Genomic DNA, 15,563 nt, shown 5'->3' on the forward strand with positions numbered 1-15,563 from the left:
TCGTCATTTTATTCTCCAGTAACTTTATTATTAAGTGATGGGGCTAAGGTAAGTAAATGCTGAATACTCTGAGCCAACAAGGTTGCACCAAATGTCGTTAATATTGATTCGGGATGAAATTGAAAGGCTAAAACAGCGTCTTCATCTTTACTAATGGCCATACACATACCGTTATACTGGGCTATCACGTCTAATGATTTTGGTATATCTTTGCCTATCAATGAATGATAGCGAGCAACGGGTAAAGGGTTTTGAATATTTTCAAATGCACCACAGCCACTATGAGTAATACTTGATGCTTTACCGTGCACAATTTCTTCAGCTCTGTCTACCAGACCACCATAGTGTTCAATTAATGCTTGATGTCCTAAACAAATACCTAGCATCGGAATACGTCCAGCACACATTTTGATCAAAGCCATCAGGCAACCCGCTTTATTTGGCTCGCCTGGGCCAGGGGATAAAACAAGTAATACCGGCTCTGATGTTTTTTGGGTATGTTCAAGCATTTTGCTGAAAATAAAATCAGCACTGAGTGTATTTCGATAAACACTGGGCTCAAACCCTAAACATTGAAATTCATCGACCAAGTTATATGTAAAAGAATCTAGATTATCGAGCATAAATAATTTAGTCATGAGCTTGCTCCTTTGCCGACGTATTAGCCGTGATAATGGCACTAATAACCGCTTGGGCTTTTTGCCTTGTTTCATTTGCTTCACTTATTGGGTCTGAATCATAGACCACACCAGCACCCGCTTGTACTTGAGCAATATTATCTTTAACAAAGGCGGAGCGTATAACAATACAAGTATCCATTTCACCAGTACCAGTTAAGTAACCAACCGCACCGCCATAACTACCACGTCGTTTACCTTCAACTGCCCTAATAAGGGAGGTTGCTTTTACTTTAGGGGCACCAGATAACGTGCCCATATTCATGCAAGCCTGATAGGCATGTAACGCATCTAAATCGGTTTGTAAGGTACCGCATACTCGTGAAACTAAGTGCATTACGTGAGAGTATCGATCAACTTTGAGTAAGTCGGCAACATAACGAGTACCGGGTTGTGAAACTCTAGCAACATCATTTCGTGCTAAATCAACCAACATGATATGTTCGGCAGATTCTTTTTTATCTTGCCTCAGTTCTAATTCTATTCGACTGTCTAAGTCGAGTGAAATATTACCCTGTTGATCGAAACCGCGAGGGCGAGTCCCCGCTATTGGGTAAATCTCAACATGACGATTACTGGCTTGATATTTTAATGACGATTCTGGCGATGCGCCAAAAATACAAAAATCACTATCTTTTAAATAAAACATATAAGGACTAGGGTTACTAATCTTAAGAGCTTTATAAGCAGCAATAGAATCAAAACAAGGTAAGCTAAAAGTACGTGATGGCACTACTTGAAAAATATCACCGGCTCGAATATTTTCTTTTAATTGATCAACTATTTCACAAAAACCTTCGTCACTAATATCAACTTGCAATTGTTCATTGAGTTTATCTTTATCGGCAATATCGGTAAATGAAGGGCTTAATTGTAATACCTGTTCGGCATCAATAGACTTAGCAAGCGTTTCTTTAATCTGAGCAACACGATTGGAAATCACTACTTGGCTTTGTTTGGTTTTTTCAGAATCATTGCAGTTGAAAATATTACCTATAATTTCGGTGCTTTGTAATTCATGGTCAATAATTACTAACGTTTCAGCTAAGTAATAAACAAAATCAGGGCAAGTATTATCACCTTGAGCAACAGTGGGTAATTCCTCTGCTATTGCCATAAGATCAAAAGCAAAAACACCCCCTAAAAATACGGAGAAAGGGTGACTTTTATCATCGGTGAGTTGATTGAATAATCGTAAACTGTGAAATTGATTGGTTGCACTTAATCGCGCTTTTTCATCAAGGTCTTTAGCAACCTCGCTAAATGTTGCTTGAAATGATTTTCCATCATCAGCAAAACTTACTTGAGCATGTGACTCTAGTTGAGCCGCCGCGTAATCGATAGCACTTTCGCCATTTAAGGATAATGCAGAGAAAGTGACAGTATTGCCATTACATACAATCTTTACTGCCGCGTCAGTTAATAATAGGCTTTTTAATAAATGCTTTTTATCAATCTCGGCAGATTCTAGTAATATATTATGTTGTTGTTGGTGACATAATAATTGGTAAACACTTAACGGATCATTTTGATAGTAAGTACTATCTTGTATGGTGATTACTTCACCCTTAATTTTACTTGGTAAATTTTGAGTCATATTGAATACTTCTATTAGAGTTTATTAAAAGAAAAATTGTCAGCCTGCGTAAATAGGCAACAGCCACCAAATAAACCATGTTTTTGTTCTGTTCATTTTAAATCCTTTGTTTACTAACTCTCGTTCGCTTTAACGAGAAAAACCCGCTAACAGGAGCGGGTTTTTTTGAAATTCGATTCATCTTTTTTAAGATACACGCAATTATCACAACCCAATTATGTCGAGTTATGCCACCACCAAATTAATGTTATGTTTGTATTTGCTGTGTTCATTATTTACGTACCTTTAAAATGTATTGTCTTATCTACTTTTCGATTAATAATAAAGGAAAAAGTATCATTGTTTACTCGTTATCAGTAAACTTATCATAAGACTAAGTTTTACCCCTATAGAAGACCTTATTATGGCGTTGCTGTCAACCACTGATTTCCCGCATCTGATAGTAAAAACCGAGGGTTTTGCCCACAAACGCATCGACCTACACAGCCACACGAATTGCTCTGATGGCGGCTTGTCGCCACAAACCTTGATAGATAGGGCGGCTAACTTTCAAATTGATGTTTTAGCTATCACAGATCATGATACTGTCGCTGGGCTTGATATAGCGCAAAAGCATATTGAAGACAAAAATATTCCACTTAAATTGATTGATGGCATTGAAATATCTACTGCATGGCAAGGGTTTGAGATTCATATAGTTGGTTTAAATATTGATAAGAAAAATTCAGAATTAAAATCACTTATAGAGCAGCAGCAAGAAGCGAGAGAACAGCGCGCTATTTCAATGGGTGAGAAACTAACGAAGTGTGGTTTCCCAACTATTTATACCGATGCTAAAGCGATGGCTGGTGAAGGCTCTATAACACGGGCTCACTTTGCTAAAGTACTGCATCAACAAGGGCATGTTAGTACTATGCAACAGGCCTTTGATAAATATATTGGTAAGAAAGGTTCAAAAGGGCAACGCGCTTATGTAAAACCTAACTGGTGTAGTATTGAAGAAGCTATTGTGGCTATACATCAAGCTGGCGGAAGCGCAGTGATGGCTCACCCAATTAGATATGATCTTTCGGCTAAATGGTTACGGCGTTTGATTGTTCACTTTAGCGAAGTTTCAGGTGATGGTTTAGAAGTGGTATTACCACAAATGAGCCCGGATCAAAGACGAAAGATGTTGGCTTATTGTCAAGAATACAATTTATATGCTTCGATGGGATCAGATTTTCACTACCCAAATAAATGGAGTGACTTAGGTCGTAACCTGACTATGCCTGTTGGTGCAAAACCTATTTGGGCTCAATGGCAATAACGCAAACGATAGAAAGTATCTCAACAGATTAATTAGCCGTTTCAACTGACAAGAAACAATCAAAAAGTTTTAAAGAAAGGAAAGTCTCATGAGTCAGTTTTTTTATGTACACCCTGATAATCCGCAAGGTCGTTTAATGAAGCAAGCGGCAGATATTATTAAGCAAGGCGGGGTCATTGTTTACCCTACAGATTCAGGCTACGCATTAGGTTGTCACTTAGGTGATAAAAAAGCATTAGAGCGTATCTGTCGCATTAGAGACATAGATAAAGATCATAACTTTACCTTAGTTTGCCAAGATCTATCACAAATATCAGAATATACACGGGTAGATAACACAGCTTATCGATTACTAAAAAGTAATACTCCGGGCGCTTACACCTTTATCTTTAAAGGTAGTAAAGAAGTCCCTAAGCGACTGTTAAACCCTAAAAAGAAAACAATAGGCATAAGAGTGCCTGATAATACTATTGCACAAGCCTTGTTGACTGAACTTGCAGAGCCTATAATGTCTACCAGTTTAATTATGCCTGGCCAAGAAATGGCTGAGTATGATCCTGAACAAATTCGAGATTTGTTAGAACATCAAGTTGACCTTATCGTCAATGGTGGTTATTTAGGGGAGCACCCTACCACGGTGATTGATTTTTCTAATGACAGTATTGAGATAATACGCGTGGGAGAGGGTGATCCTACTCCATTTCAATAAGCTGAAGTAAAGTGCAAGTGAAACATGCACTTTTATACCCGTGACCATTCAAAATGCATGTTTCAGTGGGAGAAAAAACGATTTAGGCAAGACATTGATTGTAGGAAATGGTTGTTCCATTCTCAAAATCAATAACGACGTATAAATCGTTTTTAGCCCCATCGTAGAAGCGCTTGAGCAATGTCATTTTATTGTTGCGTCAAAGAAATAGGGAATAACCTTAATTTAATTGACACGCCTAAAACTGAAATAGCTCAAGTACTCTGAATCGAGTATTTTGAATAATTACGGGTATATAAGGTAATTGAGCCTGAACAATGAGCCAGAAGTTAGCTTCAAGGGAGCTGCTACTGACGTAACAGAGTAAAAGATAATGACGGTTGACAAGAAAAAACAAGCGAGAAAAGACGAAGCCTTAGATAAAAAATATGGCACGCGTGGTACTGAGAAAAAAGGCACTGCTAAAAAAGGCATGACCAAGCAAGATGTCGCAAAGAAGGGCGCAGCTAAAAAAGGTCAGCATAAAAAAGAGCCTGAAAAGGCAGTGAAAGTTGAGTTTCAAAAAGCAACGCATTCAGACTCAGAGAAAGTACAAAAAGTATTAGCTCGTGCTGGTAAAGGCTCTCGCCGTGAAATGGAAACCATGATAAGTGAAGGTCGTGTCAGTATTGACGGTAAAGTCGCTTTTCTAGGTGATCGAATCACAGGTACCGAACAAATTCGCCTTGATGGACATCACGTTAAACTTACTGCCCAAGATGAAGATATCTGTCGCGTACTTGTGTATAACAAGCCAGAAGGTGAAATGTGTACACGTAAAGATCCTGAAGGAAGACCAACCGTTTTTGATCGTCTTCCTCCTCTTGACGCGGGTCGTTGGGTTGCTGTCGGTCGTTTGGATATTAATACTTCCGGTATGTTGTTGTTTACCACTGATGGTGAATTAGCTAACCGATTAATGCATCCGTCACAGAAAGTAGAGCGTGAATATGCAGTACGTGTCTTTGGTGAAATCAACGAAGCTATGTTACAAACGTTACGTGCAGGTGTTAAATTAGAAGATGGTATGGCACGTTTTCAAAAAATTACTTACCGTGGCGGAGAAGGTCGAAACCATTGGTTCCATGTTGTCTTATCTGAAGGACGTAACCGAGAAGTTCGTCGTTTATGGGAAAGCCAAGATGTACAAGTAAGCCGTCTTATTCGAGTGCGTTACGGTGATATGGAAATGCAGCGACAATTACCTATGGGTGGTTGGCGTGAATTGGCGTTAAAAGAAGTGAACTATTATCGTCAATTAGTTAACTTAACACCTGAAGCAGAAAGTAAAGTTAAAGTTGATGAGAAGGCGATGGACAATGCTAAAAGTCGTCGAATTCGTCGTTCAGTTAAAAAGCATCAGCAACGTCATCAGCAAAGTACTCGTCGCCGCCATAAGTAGCCGTAGTAGAAATAAAAAATATGCATTATCAATTGATTGAAGATCAGAAAAGCTTAAATAATTTATGCGAACAACTAGTTAAAGCTAAAGTGTTAGCCATAGATACTGAGTTTGTTCGTACACGTACTCTGTATGCTAAATTAGGATTACTTCAGGTATGCGATGGAGAGCAATTAGCACTTATTGATCCTCTTGCAATTGATGATTTAGCACCTTTTTGGGCGTTACTTACCAACGAAAATATCACTAAAGTGCTGCATGCTTGTTCAGAGGATTTAGAAGTTTTCTTAACTGCTGGAAATTGTAAACCGGTGAATTTAATTGATAGTCAGATCATGATGTCATTTTTAGGTCATGGTTTATCTTTAGGTTATGCTGCTATGGTAAAGCACTTTACTGATATCGAATTAGATAAATCGGAATCACGTACTGATTGGACAAAAAGGCCATTGACAGAAAAACAATTGGACTACGCCAGTGCAGATGTTGATCATTTATTTGATATTTACCCTAAATTATTAGCTGAAATTACTCAAGCTGGTTTTTTAGCTTATGCTCAGATAGAAACACAGAGCATGATAGACAAAAAGTTTACGCCTATCATTGAAAGTGAAATGTACCTTAATATCAAGATGAACTGGCGATTAAATCCTAAGCAATTAAATTTATTAAAATACTTAGCAAGTTGGCGTTTTCAGCAAGCAAAAAAGCGTGATTTACCTCTTGGTTTTGTTGCAAAAGATCATACCTTAATGGCCTTAGCACAAAGCAATCCAGAGAGTGTAAACGCCATGCTTACGCTTGAAGGAGTCGAAACACTTGATATTCGCCACAAAGGTAAAGCTATGTTGGCGGTTTTAAGCCAAGCAGAACAGGCGGAAGTAAGTAGTTATCCAGATAAAATTGATAGGTTAGATGAATATCCTGGCTACAAACAGATATTTAAAAAGTTGAAAACGTTTTTAATTACGGCAAGTGAGCAGCAAGGCTTAGCGATTGAAAATGTTGCCTCAAAGAAGCAAATCAATCAATTTTTAACTTGGCAGTTTGATCTTAATGACGCTCGCAATAGTTCGGCTAAGGTTGATCTCATAACTGGTTGGCGTTACGAGTTGTTTGGTCAAACCTTGTTAGATTTTGCCCAGCAAGGTTTCGAATAACCGTCATATATCCATCGTTACATTTGTTTTTAAGGGAATAACCCTTAACATAAAAATGTGTCTTGATTATGATTTGCACAAGTTTCCTGAAACGAGCATCTTCAAGCTGAGCAGATATGTCACCTTCGTTTTCTATGTTAGGCACTCTCTAAATTTACATTTTTGTTAACAATATTTCATTGAGTCACTATGGGGTTCACCCATGGCTCATGATATATTGATAACTCAACGCTATTTTCTCAATTATCTATAGGTCTCCATTATGCTATGTGCAATTTATAAAAGTGCTAGAAAAGCCCAAACTTATCTTTTTGTTAATAAACGTGATGACTTTTCGTCAGTGCCTGAAGGTTTGATGAAAACGTTTGGTACACCAAATTTAGTCACATTAATTAATTTAGCTACCAAAGATAAATTAGCAATGGCTGACTTAGAAAAAGTGAAAAAAAACTTAATAGAAAAAGGGTTCTATTTACAGTTACCACCACCACAAGAAGACTTATTGAAAGAACATAAAGCGGCTATGGCAGCTGAAAAAGAGCAAGGAGAGCTTTAATGAATTTGACTATAAAAAGCATTATTCTATCGATGCTTCTAATTATTGGCATGATGAACTCATCAATGGCTGCTAAAGCGGAGCTTACAGAAGAGGGTTTTGCTGAGTATGTTATAAAACTAAAGGCAGAAGCATTAGCGAAAGGGTTTAGCCAAGCATTAATTGATGAAAGTTTTGCAGAAGTAAAGTTTCACGAACGTGCGGTAAAAGCGGATAGAAGCCAACCTGAAAATGTTGAAACACTTGATACTTATCTACCTAAGCGAGTGCCAAAGTGGAAAGTTGATAAAGCCAGGGCTTTGTATAAAGAGCATCAAGTATTGTTAAACCAGATCGGTGAAAAGTATCAGGTTCAACCGCGTTTTATTGTAGCTTTGTGGGGACTTGAAACTAATTTTGGTAAGTTCACTGGTGGATATAATGTTATTTCTGCCCTAGCGACATTGGCTTATGAAGGGCGACGAGAAGTCTTCTTCAAAAAACAATTAATGGCAGCATTAACTATATTAGATGAAGGTCATATTACTAATAAAAATATGAAGGGCTCATGGGCAGGGGCAATGGGACAAAATCAATTTATGCCAACGTCTTTTTTAAGCTACGCAGTTGATGGTGATGGTGATGGTAAGAAGGATATTTGGCAAAACCAAGCCGATATTTTTTCGTCTATGGCAAATTACTTACAAAAAGAAGGCTGGAATGATGAACTGACTTGGGGACGCCAAGTGAAGTTACCAAAAAACTTTGACTATACTTTAGCTATCCCAAAGAATACTGGCAGTCGAAAAAATTGGTTAAAGGCATGGTCCAAAACTGAAAGAACGCTTACTCAGTGGCAAGCACTAGGCGTAAGGCGTTCTGATGGTACTAATTTACCTAATGTTGATATTAAAGCGGCGTTAGTTTTTCCAGATGATGAAAATGGCCGAGCATACCTTGCTTATGATAATTATAAGAGTTTAATGCACTGGAATTTATCTTATTATTTTGTCAGTTCAGTAGGTCATTTATCCGATCGTATTAAGTTTCCACCTATTCAGTAATGTACTTGAAATTTTATGAGCAAATTATGAGTAAATCCATTCGTCAATTAAGTAGTAGTAAATGATCGATAAAAACACACAAGAAAACCCATTTTGGCAAACTAAAAGCTTAGCGGAAATGACTCGCCCCGAATGGGAGTCATTGTGCGATGGCTGTGCTAAATGTTGCTTAAACAAGTTTATTGATGATGAAGATACTGATGATGATTCGGAGCTGTTGCCGACCGATCATATAAAAGAAGGTGAGCACATTTTTTACTCTAATATTGCTTGTCACTTACTTAATGAAAAATCTTGTCAATGTTCTAAATATGAGCAACGGACAACGTTAGTACCTGATTGTGTTCGTTTAACACAAGAGAATATTGATGCGGTATTTTTCATGCCGCCTAGTTGTACTTACCGTCGCCTGCAAGAAGGGCGTGGCATGCCATCATGGCATCCTCTTCTACATAAAGGTAAAAAGTCTGCTATGCATAAAGCAGGTATGTCGGTAAGAGGGAAAATAGTTAAAGATAATGAAGTCAGTATTGAAAATTTTGAAGATCACATTGTCATTTGGCCATTGAATGATATTGATTAATTGATACTTAGATAGCGTATCGTTTATGACGAAAAGTACTCCCCACCCGTCCTCTATAATAAAAGCTGAACAGCAAAGCTTGCTTTACTTACATATCGCAGTTTTCCTTTTCGGCGGCACTGCGCTATTTTCTAAACTCATTGGTTTACCTGCCCTGGATATAACCGTTTATCGAACGGGTATTGCTGCCTTAGCATTGTTTATTTTGCTAACGTTGCAAAAAAAACAAATATCCTTATCAAGTATGAAAGATTACGGTATCGCCATTTTATTAGGCTGTGTGGTAGGCTTACATTGGGTCACTTATTTTACCGGCATGCAAATGGCAGGGGTTACTGTCGGCATGATAGCTTTTTTTACTTACCCGGTAATAACCGTCTTTATTGAGCCTTTTTTTAATAGAACAGTCCCTAAAATGAAAGATATGATCACAGCTTTTGTGGTTATTATTGGCATTGTGCTGTTAATTCCTGAAATTAGTTTTGGTAATCAAATTACTTTAGGCATTGTAACCGGAATTATTTCTGCGGTATTTTTTGCATTACGAAATATTCTGCATAAAAATTATTTTTCTCATTATTCTGGGCCACATACCATGCTATATCAAACCTTGGTAGCCTGTTTGATGCTGTGCCTTTTTGTAGAGGTGCCACCAATGCAAGTAACAGAAAGCGATTGGTTATTGCTTTTATTAGTCGGAGTTGTTTTTACTGCCACTCCGCACGCCTTATTTGCCTCAAGTTTACGTTCTTTATCAGCCACAACAGCTGGGCTCATTTCTTGTTTACAGCCTTTGTACGGTAGTATATTAGCCATCATTCTATTACATGAACGTCCTGATATCTTAACTATAATCGGGGGGCTATTGGTCGTTAGTGCTGCTATTTTTGAAACATGGTCAGTGAGTAGAGGAAGACGTTAGTAAGGTCTTTAAATCACTTATTAGTAGAGAAATATAGCTATTATGAAAAGGGGATGTAGCAAGGTTTACTCTTTACTTGAACTGAGTTCATTGTGGCTGATTTAGTATTTGCTGAGAAAGTACTAAAGTCACTAGGTAAAGGAGACGGGTATTAAATAAACCTTGTTTAATACCATACTTCACATGAGTAGAGACACGCTATGAAGAATAGTCTGTCTCTACTCATGTTAATCGTTATTTAGTCGTTATGGTTTCTTCGCACAAACTAGGCGATTTATGAGTACAATGCTAAATACTATTGAAAATAAAGCATAAACAACGACCATCCACTGTGGCATGCTGTAATTGAAGAAACGCCAACTTATTTCACCACAATCTCCTGTCGCCTCAAATAAGAATGGTATCCATTCATGCAAAGGAGCCCAAGTAGGAAAGTGAGGTATGAATTCACAACTAAAGAAGAGTGAGCCGCTATTTTTCTGCATTTCAACATGTTCTAACGCAATAATTAGTCCCCAAATTGCGCCAACTCCCCACAAAACATAAGCTAATATTCGGGCAACGATATTCTGATGTCCTATAGCACCAATAGCTCCAGCGGAAAATATAGCCAAAATAGCAAGCCGTTGATACACACACATGATACAAGGCGCTAAACCTAGCACGTATTGGAAATATAAAGCTGAAAGCTCTAAGCCTAAGGCGGCGAGTGCCAGTAGTAACCATGGCCTTTGACTAGTGGTTATATTACTTAAGTAATTCACAAAAAATCCTCAAAAATGTTCAATAAAAAAGCCTCTAGCAAACTAGAAGCTTTTTAAGGGTAGCATGAAGAAATTACAGATTAAGTATTTCTTTGCTTTAAGCTCACATTATTAATGTAAGCAATTGATACAAGTTATTAATTTATTAATAAATGTACATAAATACTAGCAGCGTAACCTAGTGCAATTACTGGCGTCCATTTTAGGTGACTGAAGAAGGTATAGTGACCTCTTGCTTGTCCCATTAAGGCAACACCAGCGGCAGAGCCTACTGATAACAAACTACCGCCAACACCAGCAGTAAGTGTTACTAATAACCATTGCGTATGATTCATATCAGGGTTCATTGTTAGTACTGCAAACATGACGGGGATGTTATCAACAATAGCCGATAATAGACCAACTAAAATGTTGGCATTAGTTGCGCCTAATTCACCGTACATAAACTCTGATGCCATACCAAGGTAACCAATAAAGCCTAAACCACCTACAGCAAGGATAACACCATAAAAGAAGAATAAAGTATCCCATTCTGATTTAGCTATTTTATCGAAAATATCAAATTCATCTTCTTGTTTAAGAGTACTCGGTATACCTGAATCGTTGATTTTACCTTGACCAGATCTACGAAGGTAATAACCAAAGAACTTTAAGTAACCTAAACCTAACATCATGCCAAATACCGGTGGTAAATGTAGGAAGTTATGGAAAGATACGGCAGTAAGAATGGTTAAAATAAATAACCCAACGATGATTAAACCACCTTTTTTGATAGGAGTTACGTCACTTGTCTCTGAACTTGGGTTACCTGTAGGTAAAAAGAACTGCATAATAAGTGCAGGAATAACAAAGTTCACAACGGATGGTAAGAATAAGTGGAAGAATTCAGAGAACTGAACCATACCTTTTTGCCATACCATTAAAGTAGTAATATCGCCAAATGGACTAAATGCACCACCAGCGTTTGCGCCTACCACAATGTTTATACAACTCATTGCGATAAATTTAGGCTCATCTTTTCCTACGGCTAATACTACAGCACACATAATTAATGCCGTTGTTAAGTTATCTGCAATTGGAGAGATAAAGAAAGCTAAAATACCAGTTATCCAGAATAAAGCTCTATAGCTATAACCTTTTTGTACTAACCAGTCACGAAGGGAATTAAAAACATCACGCTCTAAAAGTGCGTTGATGTAAGTCATGGCAACTAATAAGAAGAAGAATAGTTCAGCATATTCAAGAAAATTATGACGAATTGCAACTTCGGCAGCATGAGGCATGCCATTAGAGCCATAATAAGCAGCGATTAAAATCCAAATAAGTCCAGCAGCAAGTAATACGGGTTTTGATTTTCTTAGATGCAATTGTTCTTCTAAAATCACCAGCGTATAAGCTAGAACAAAAATAGCAATAGCGGTATAGCCAATCCAATGACTAGTTAAATCAATACTCTGATGTGCTGCCTCTGATGCAAAAGCCATGCTTGGGAAAAGCACTGCTGATAACGCCAGTAAAACGTATACAAGTGGTTTCATGTTACTCTCTAAATGGACTGTAAAGTTATATGCGGATTTAGCGATTATTATTCGGCGTGAAGTCTAACAAATTTTGTACTTAATGACACAAAAAAGCCGTTGATTTCTATTAATTTGGTTGATAACAGCTATCAATTTGATTTATAACAAGCTTAGGGGAGGCTGTTCTTTTCATTTTGGACATTGCCACTTATCTGGAGAATCTCAAGCATTTGACTTTCCTCGAACTCAAGTTCTTAGGAAATAGCCAACATGAAAGACTGCCATTTAAGTTGAGACCTATAATCACTTTAGGCACTCATCTTGATATTTACTATCGCCAAGCTAAATTTAGTACTCAAGTATGAAAAGTGAATAAAAAGTGAATGAACCTCCTACATTTCTATAGCGCTTTCGTACTCTAAAGTAGATGGGATGCATATTTTCAAGCATCGATAGAAAAGCGATACATTAAGGCCAATTTGGTGACCTTAAACTTTAGATCAGGTTTGGGCATCAGTGAGGATAAAACCAATTCCCAAAATCGGTTTGGTTTTATCTCTAATATTTATAGGTGCTAAGGTTCCCTTTGTGCCTTGAGTTCAAATGGTGAATGCAACACACAAGTTAAATTTCTCTGTTGGTGTTTCATATTTGCATGCTAAATGGACATTCTCCACCTAAGTAGACAAACTCTCTATTACAAGAGCAGACTATAAGAACTCTAATCGAGTTAACTTTATACTTATGCCGAGTTGACGCAATGTATAAATTCACCTGAAGTAAGGGGAGAGGTACTTATGAATTTGAACATGCTCTTAAAAGTTTGAAAATCTCAATTATGTCTGTTTTTTATTCACTTAATTTAACGCTGTTGATTTTTATACACTATACTGACGCCGGAGAATAAATACGCCACTGATAGCGTTGATAGCTCAGAGCTATAATAACTATAAAAGGAATTCACGCATGATAAAACTCCCTCCATTAATTGTCACCGTTTGCGCAGGATTATTACTTTTAGCTTGTTCAACACCACCAAAAGAATTTGTTAAACAATCGGTTACTGAAGAAAGTAAACCTCTATTTCAGAGCTATAGTGCTGAAGAGTTTTTCAAAACAACCACGGTATTTGGCTCATCAATTAATTCTGACGCGAGTGCTGTACTGATCAGCAATGATGAAACAGGTATATTTAATGCATTTAAAATGCCTCTTGATGGCTCACCGCCAATACAGTTAACCCATTCAACACTTGAGTCTATTTATGTCAAGAGTTGGTTTCCTCGGGATGATCGATTTCTTTATACCGCTGATAAAGGTGGTGATGAATTAGATCATTTGTATGTGAGGGAATTGTCGGGAGAAGTGACTGACTTAACTCCTGGAGATAAACTAAAAGCCTTCTTTGTAGGTTGGCACGAAGATGACAATCAGTTCTTTGTCGCTTCCAACGAAAGAGACCCCAAGTTTTTTGATGTATACCTCTATCAGGCCAATGATTATTCAAGGGAACTCGTTTATCAAAACAATGCCGGATATTCAGTAGAAAGTATTAGCCCTAATGGTCAGTACATAGCGTTGAGTAAGACCAATTCTAATGCAGATTCCGACCTATACCTTGCTGATCTTAATGAGAAAAATGCTGTGACTGTATTAATAACTGAGCATCAAGGGGATATTGAGCACAGTGCCTATACTTTTACGCCCGACAGCAAACAGCTGATATATTCAACTGATGAATTTGGTGAGTTTAAGCAAGCTTGGGCTTATGACTTGAAAACAAAAAATAAATCGCTAAATTATGCTTCTGATTGGGATGTCAGGTTCACTTACTTTTCTGAAAATGGTCGCTACCAAGTGATAGGCGTCAATGCAGATGCCCAAACTAAGTTACAAATCATTGATTTAAAAACAAGACTACGATTAGCTCTACCGAACTTGCCAGCTGGAGATTTACGGGGGGTTAACTTTTCTGCCGATGCCAGCCAACTAGTATTTTATATTAATTCAGATACGTCACCATCTAATTTATATGTCCATAAATTAGGTTCAACTGGAGTTAAACGTTTAACCAACACAGGAAACCCTAATATTCTCGAAGATAATTTAGTGGAAGGAGAAGTTGTTCGCTTTAAAAGCTTTGACGGTTTACAGATCCCCGGTATTTTGTATAAACCAAAACAGGCAGAATTCAACAAGGTTCCTGCTTTAGTATTTATACATGGTGGACCAGGGGGACAAAGTCGCAAGGGATATTCGGCCTTAGTGCAACATTTAGTGAATAATCGCTATGCTATTTTTAAAGTAAATAATCGCGGTTCGAGTGGCTATGGCAAAACATTCTTTCACTTAGATGATAAGAAACACGGTGATCATGATTTAAAGGATGTGGTTTATAACAAATATTATTTGCAATCGTTGGATTGGGTCGATAAAGACAGAATTGGTGTTATTGGAGGCAGTTATGGCGGATATTTAACTATGGCGGCGATGGCATTTACAGACGAGTTTCAAGCAGGAGTCAATATATTTGGCGTCACTAATTGGGTGCGAACACTGGAAAGCATTCCTCCATACTGGGAAGCATTTAGGAAATCACTATATGATGAATTAGGCGATCCCAAAACTGATAAAGAACGATTGCATAATATTTCTCCGGTTTTCTTTGGTCATCAAATCAAAAAACCTGTACTTGTTGTGCAAGGTAAAAATGATCCTAGAGTGTTAAAAATTGAAAGTGATGAAATGGTTGATTCCATCAGGAGTGGTGGTACTTACGTTGATTATTTGGTGTTTGATGATGAAGGCCACGGTTTTAGTAAGAAAGCTAATCGTATTGAAGCATCCAACAAGTACTTAAACTTTTTCAAAACACAATTGTAATCTTTGAACTTCACCATAGTATAAAAATTTTTAGGTAAAGGTCAGATTCAAGTTCTGACTTTGCCTAATATTAAATTCGCCCTAGAATGCGTACTCTTAAGTCATACCAATACAACTTCCTGACTGACGGCTATGGTGGCTTAGTTCGCTTCTGGCTTAACGACTCATTGACGAAAGTCATCATTAAAGACTCATGTTTTATCTATGGAGAACATACGCTATCAGGAGACTGTTAACGTTCATGAGTGTTCCTGTTAAAGATTATATGCTTTTAGCGCATCATCATACTTATACAAACAGTAAATTGGCTATGTTAAATTACAAAGATGATATGCAAAAACAGTCTATAGATTAAAGCTTTCAGATGTCGAAGTTCAATGATAAAACCTTGGCAGCTAA

Annotated in this window: 13 protein-coding genes; 9 read left to right on the forward strand and 4 right to left on the reverse strand. The window is 37.5% G+C overall.

The genetic code is table 11. The features are described 5' to 3' along the window. Positions 1-8: 8 nt before the first annotated feature. Complete coding sequence (locus CXF79_RS08770) at positions 9-638, reverse strand: aminodeoxychorismate/anthranilate synthase component II (protein ID WP_011044283.1); 630 nt, start codon at positions 636-638, stop codon at positions 9-11. Next, positions 631-2,274, reverse strand: coding sequence for an anthranilate synthase component 1 (locus CXF79_RS08775; RefSeq protein WP_101154670.1), 1,644 nt, complete (start codon positions 2,272-2,274; stop codon positions 631-633). The genes CXF79_RS08770 and CXF79_RS08775 overlap by 8 nt, the downstream gene beginning before the upstream one ends. 403 nt (positions 2,275-2,677) lie before the next feature. Here CXF79_RS08775 and rnm point away from each other — a divergent pair, with 403 nt between their 5' ends. The 8 genes from rnm (at position 2,678) to CXF79_RS08815 (ending at position 9,997) form a co-directional block, all read left to right on the forward strand. Further along, the gene (gene rnm, locus CXF79_RS08780) at positions 2,678-3,583 is read left to right on the forward strand and encodes an RNase RNM (RefSeq protein ID WP_011044281.1); all 906 of its coding nucleotides are present in this window, start codon (positions 2,678-2,680) and stop codon (positions 3,581-3,583) included. Positions 3,584-3,671: 88 nt separating this feature from the next. Beyond that, entirely contained in the window at positions 3,672-4,292 is a 621-nt protein-coding gene (locus CXF79_RS08785; RefSeq protein ID WP_011044280.1) for an L-threonylcarbamoyladenylate synthase, read from the forward strand. A gap of 373 nt (positions 4,293-4,665) precedes the next feature. Continuing rightward, entirely contained in the window at positions 4,666-5,733 is a 1,068-nt protein-coding gene (gene rluB, locus CXF79_RS08790; RefSeq protein WP_011044279.1) for a 23S rRNA pseudouridine(2605) synthase RluB, read from the forward strand. Between the two features lie 20 nt (positions 5,734-5,753). Next, positions 5,754-6,893 (forward strand): ribonuclease D, encoded by a 1,140-nt coding sequence (rnd, locus tag CXF79_RS08795; RefSeq protein ID WP_011044278.1) that lies wholly within the window; start codon positions 5,754-5,756, stop codon positions 6,891-6,893. Between the two features lie 262 nt (positions 6,894-7,155). Next, complete coding sequence (locus CXF79_RS08800; RefSeq protein WP_011044277.1) at positions 7,156-7,449, forward strand: YcgL domain-containing protein; 294 nt, start codon at positions 7,156-7,158, stop codon at positions 7,447-7,449. Continuing rightward, positions 7,449-8,492 (forward strand): lytic murein transglycosylase, encoded by a 1,044-nt coding sequence (locus tag CXF79_RS08805; protein ID WP_101154671.1) that lies wholly within the window; start codon positions 7,449-7,451, stop codon positions 8,490-8,492. Before CXF79_RS08800 ends, CXF79_RS08805 begins: the two co-directional genes overlap by 1 nt. Before the next feature lie 61 nt (positions 8,493-8,553). Further along, the gene (locus CXF79_RS08810) at positions 8,554-9,075 is read left to right on the forward strand and encodes a YcgN family cysteine cluster protein (protein WP_011044275.1); all 522 of its coding nucleotides are present in this window, start codon (positions 8,554-8,556) and stop codon (positions 9,073-9,075) included. A gap of 58 nt (positions 9,076-9,133) precedes the next feature. After that, a complete protein-coding gene (locus CXF79_RS08815) occupies positions 9,134-9,997 on the forward strand; it encodes a DMT family transporter (protein ID WP_041737975.1) in 864 nt (287 codons plus the stop codon). A gap of 245 nt (positions 9,998-10,242) precedes the next feature. Here the strand turns inward: CXF79_RS08815 and dsbB are convergent, their stop codons facing one another. Together dsbB and nhaD are read right to left on the reverse strand one after the other, a co-directional pair. Further along, positions 10,243-10,761 (reverse strand): disulfide bond formation protein DsbB, encoded by a 519-nt coding sequence (gene dsbB / locus CXF79_RS08820; protein WP_101154672.1) that lies wholly within the window; start codon positions 10,759-10,761, stop codon positions 10,243-10,245. A gap of 137 nt (positions 10,762-10,898) precedes the next feature. Further along, the gene (nhaD, locus tag CXF79_RS08825) at positions 10,899-12,299 is read right to left on the reverse strand and encodes a sodium:proton antiporter NhaD (RefSeq protein ID WP_041737099.1); all 1,401 of its coding nucleotides are present in this window, start codon (positions 12,297-12,299) and stop codon (positions 10,899-10,901) included. 948 nt (positions 12,300-13,247) lie between these two features. Between nhaD and CXF79_RS08830 the strand changes: the two genes are divergently transcribed. Then, positions 13,248-15,164: an alpha/beta hydrolase family protein gene (locus tag CXF79_RS08830; protein WP_101154673.1), complete on the forward strand. Its 1,917-nt coding sequence runs from the start codon at positions 13,248-13,250 to the stop codon at positions 15,162-15,164. Positions 15,165-15,563: the final 399 nt, after the last annotated feature.

It is taken from the genome of Colwellia sp. Bg11-28 (genome assembly GCF_002836245.1).
Taxonomy (GTDB): domain Bacteria; phylum Pseudomonadota; class Gammaproteobacteria; order Enterobacterales; family Alteromonadaceae; genus Colwellia; species Colwellia psychrerythraea_A.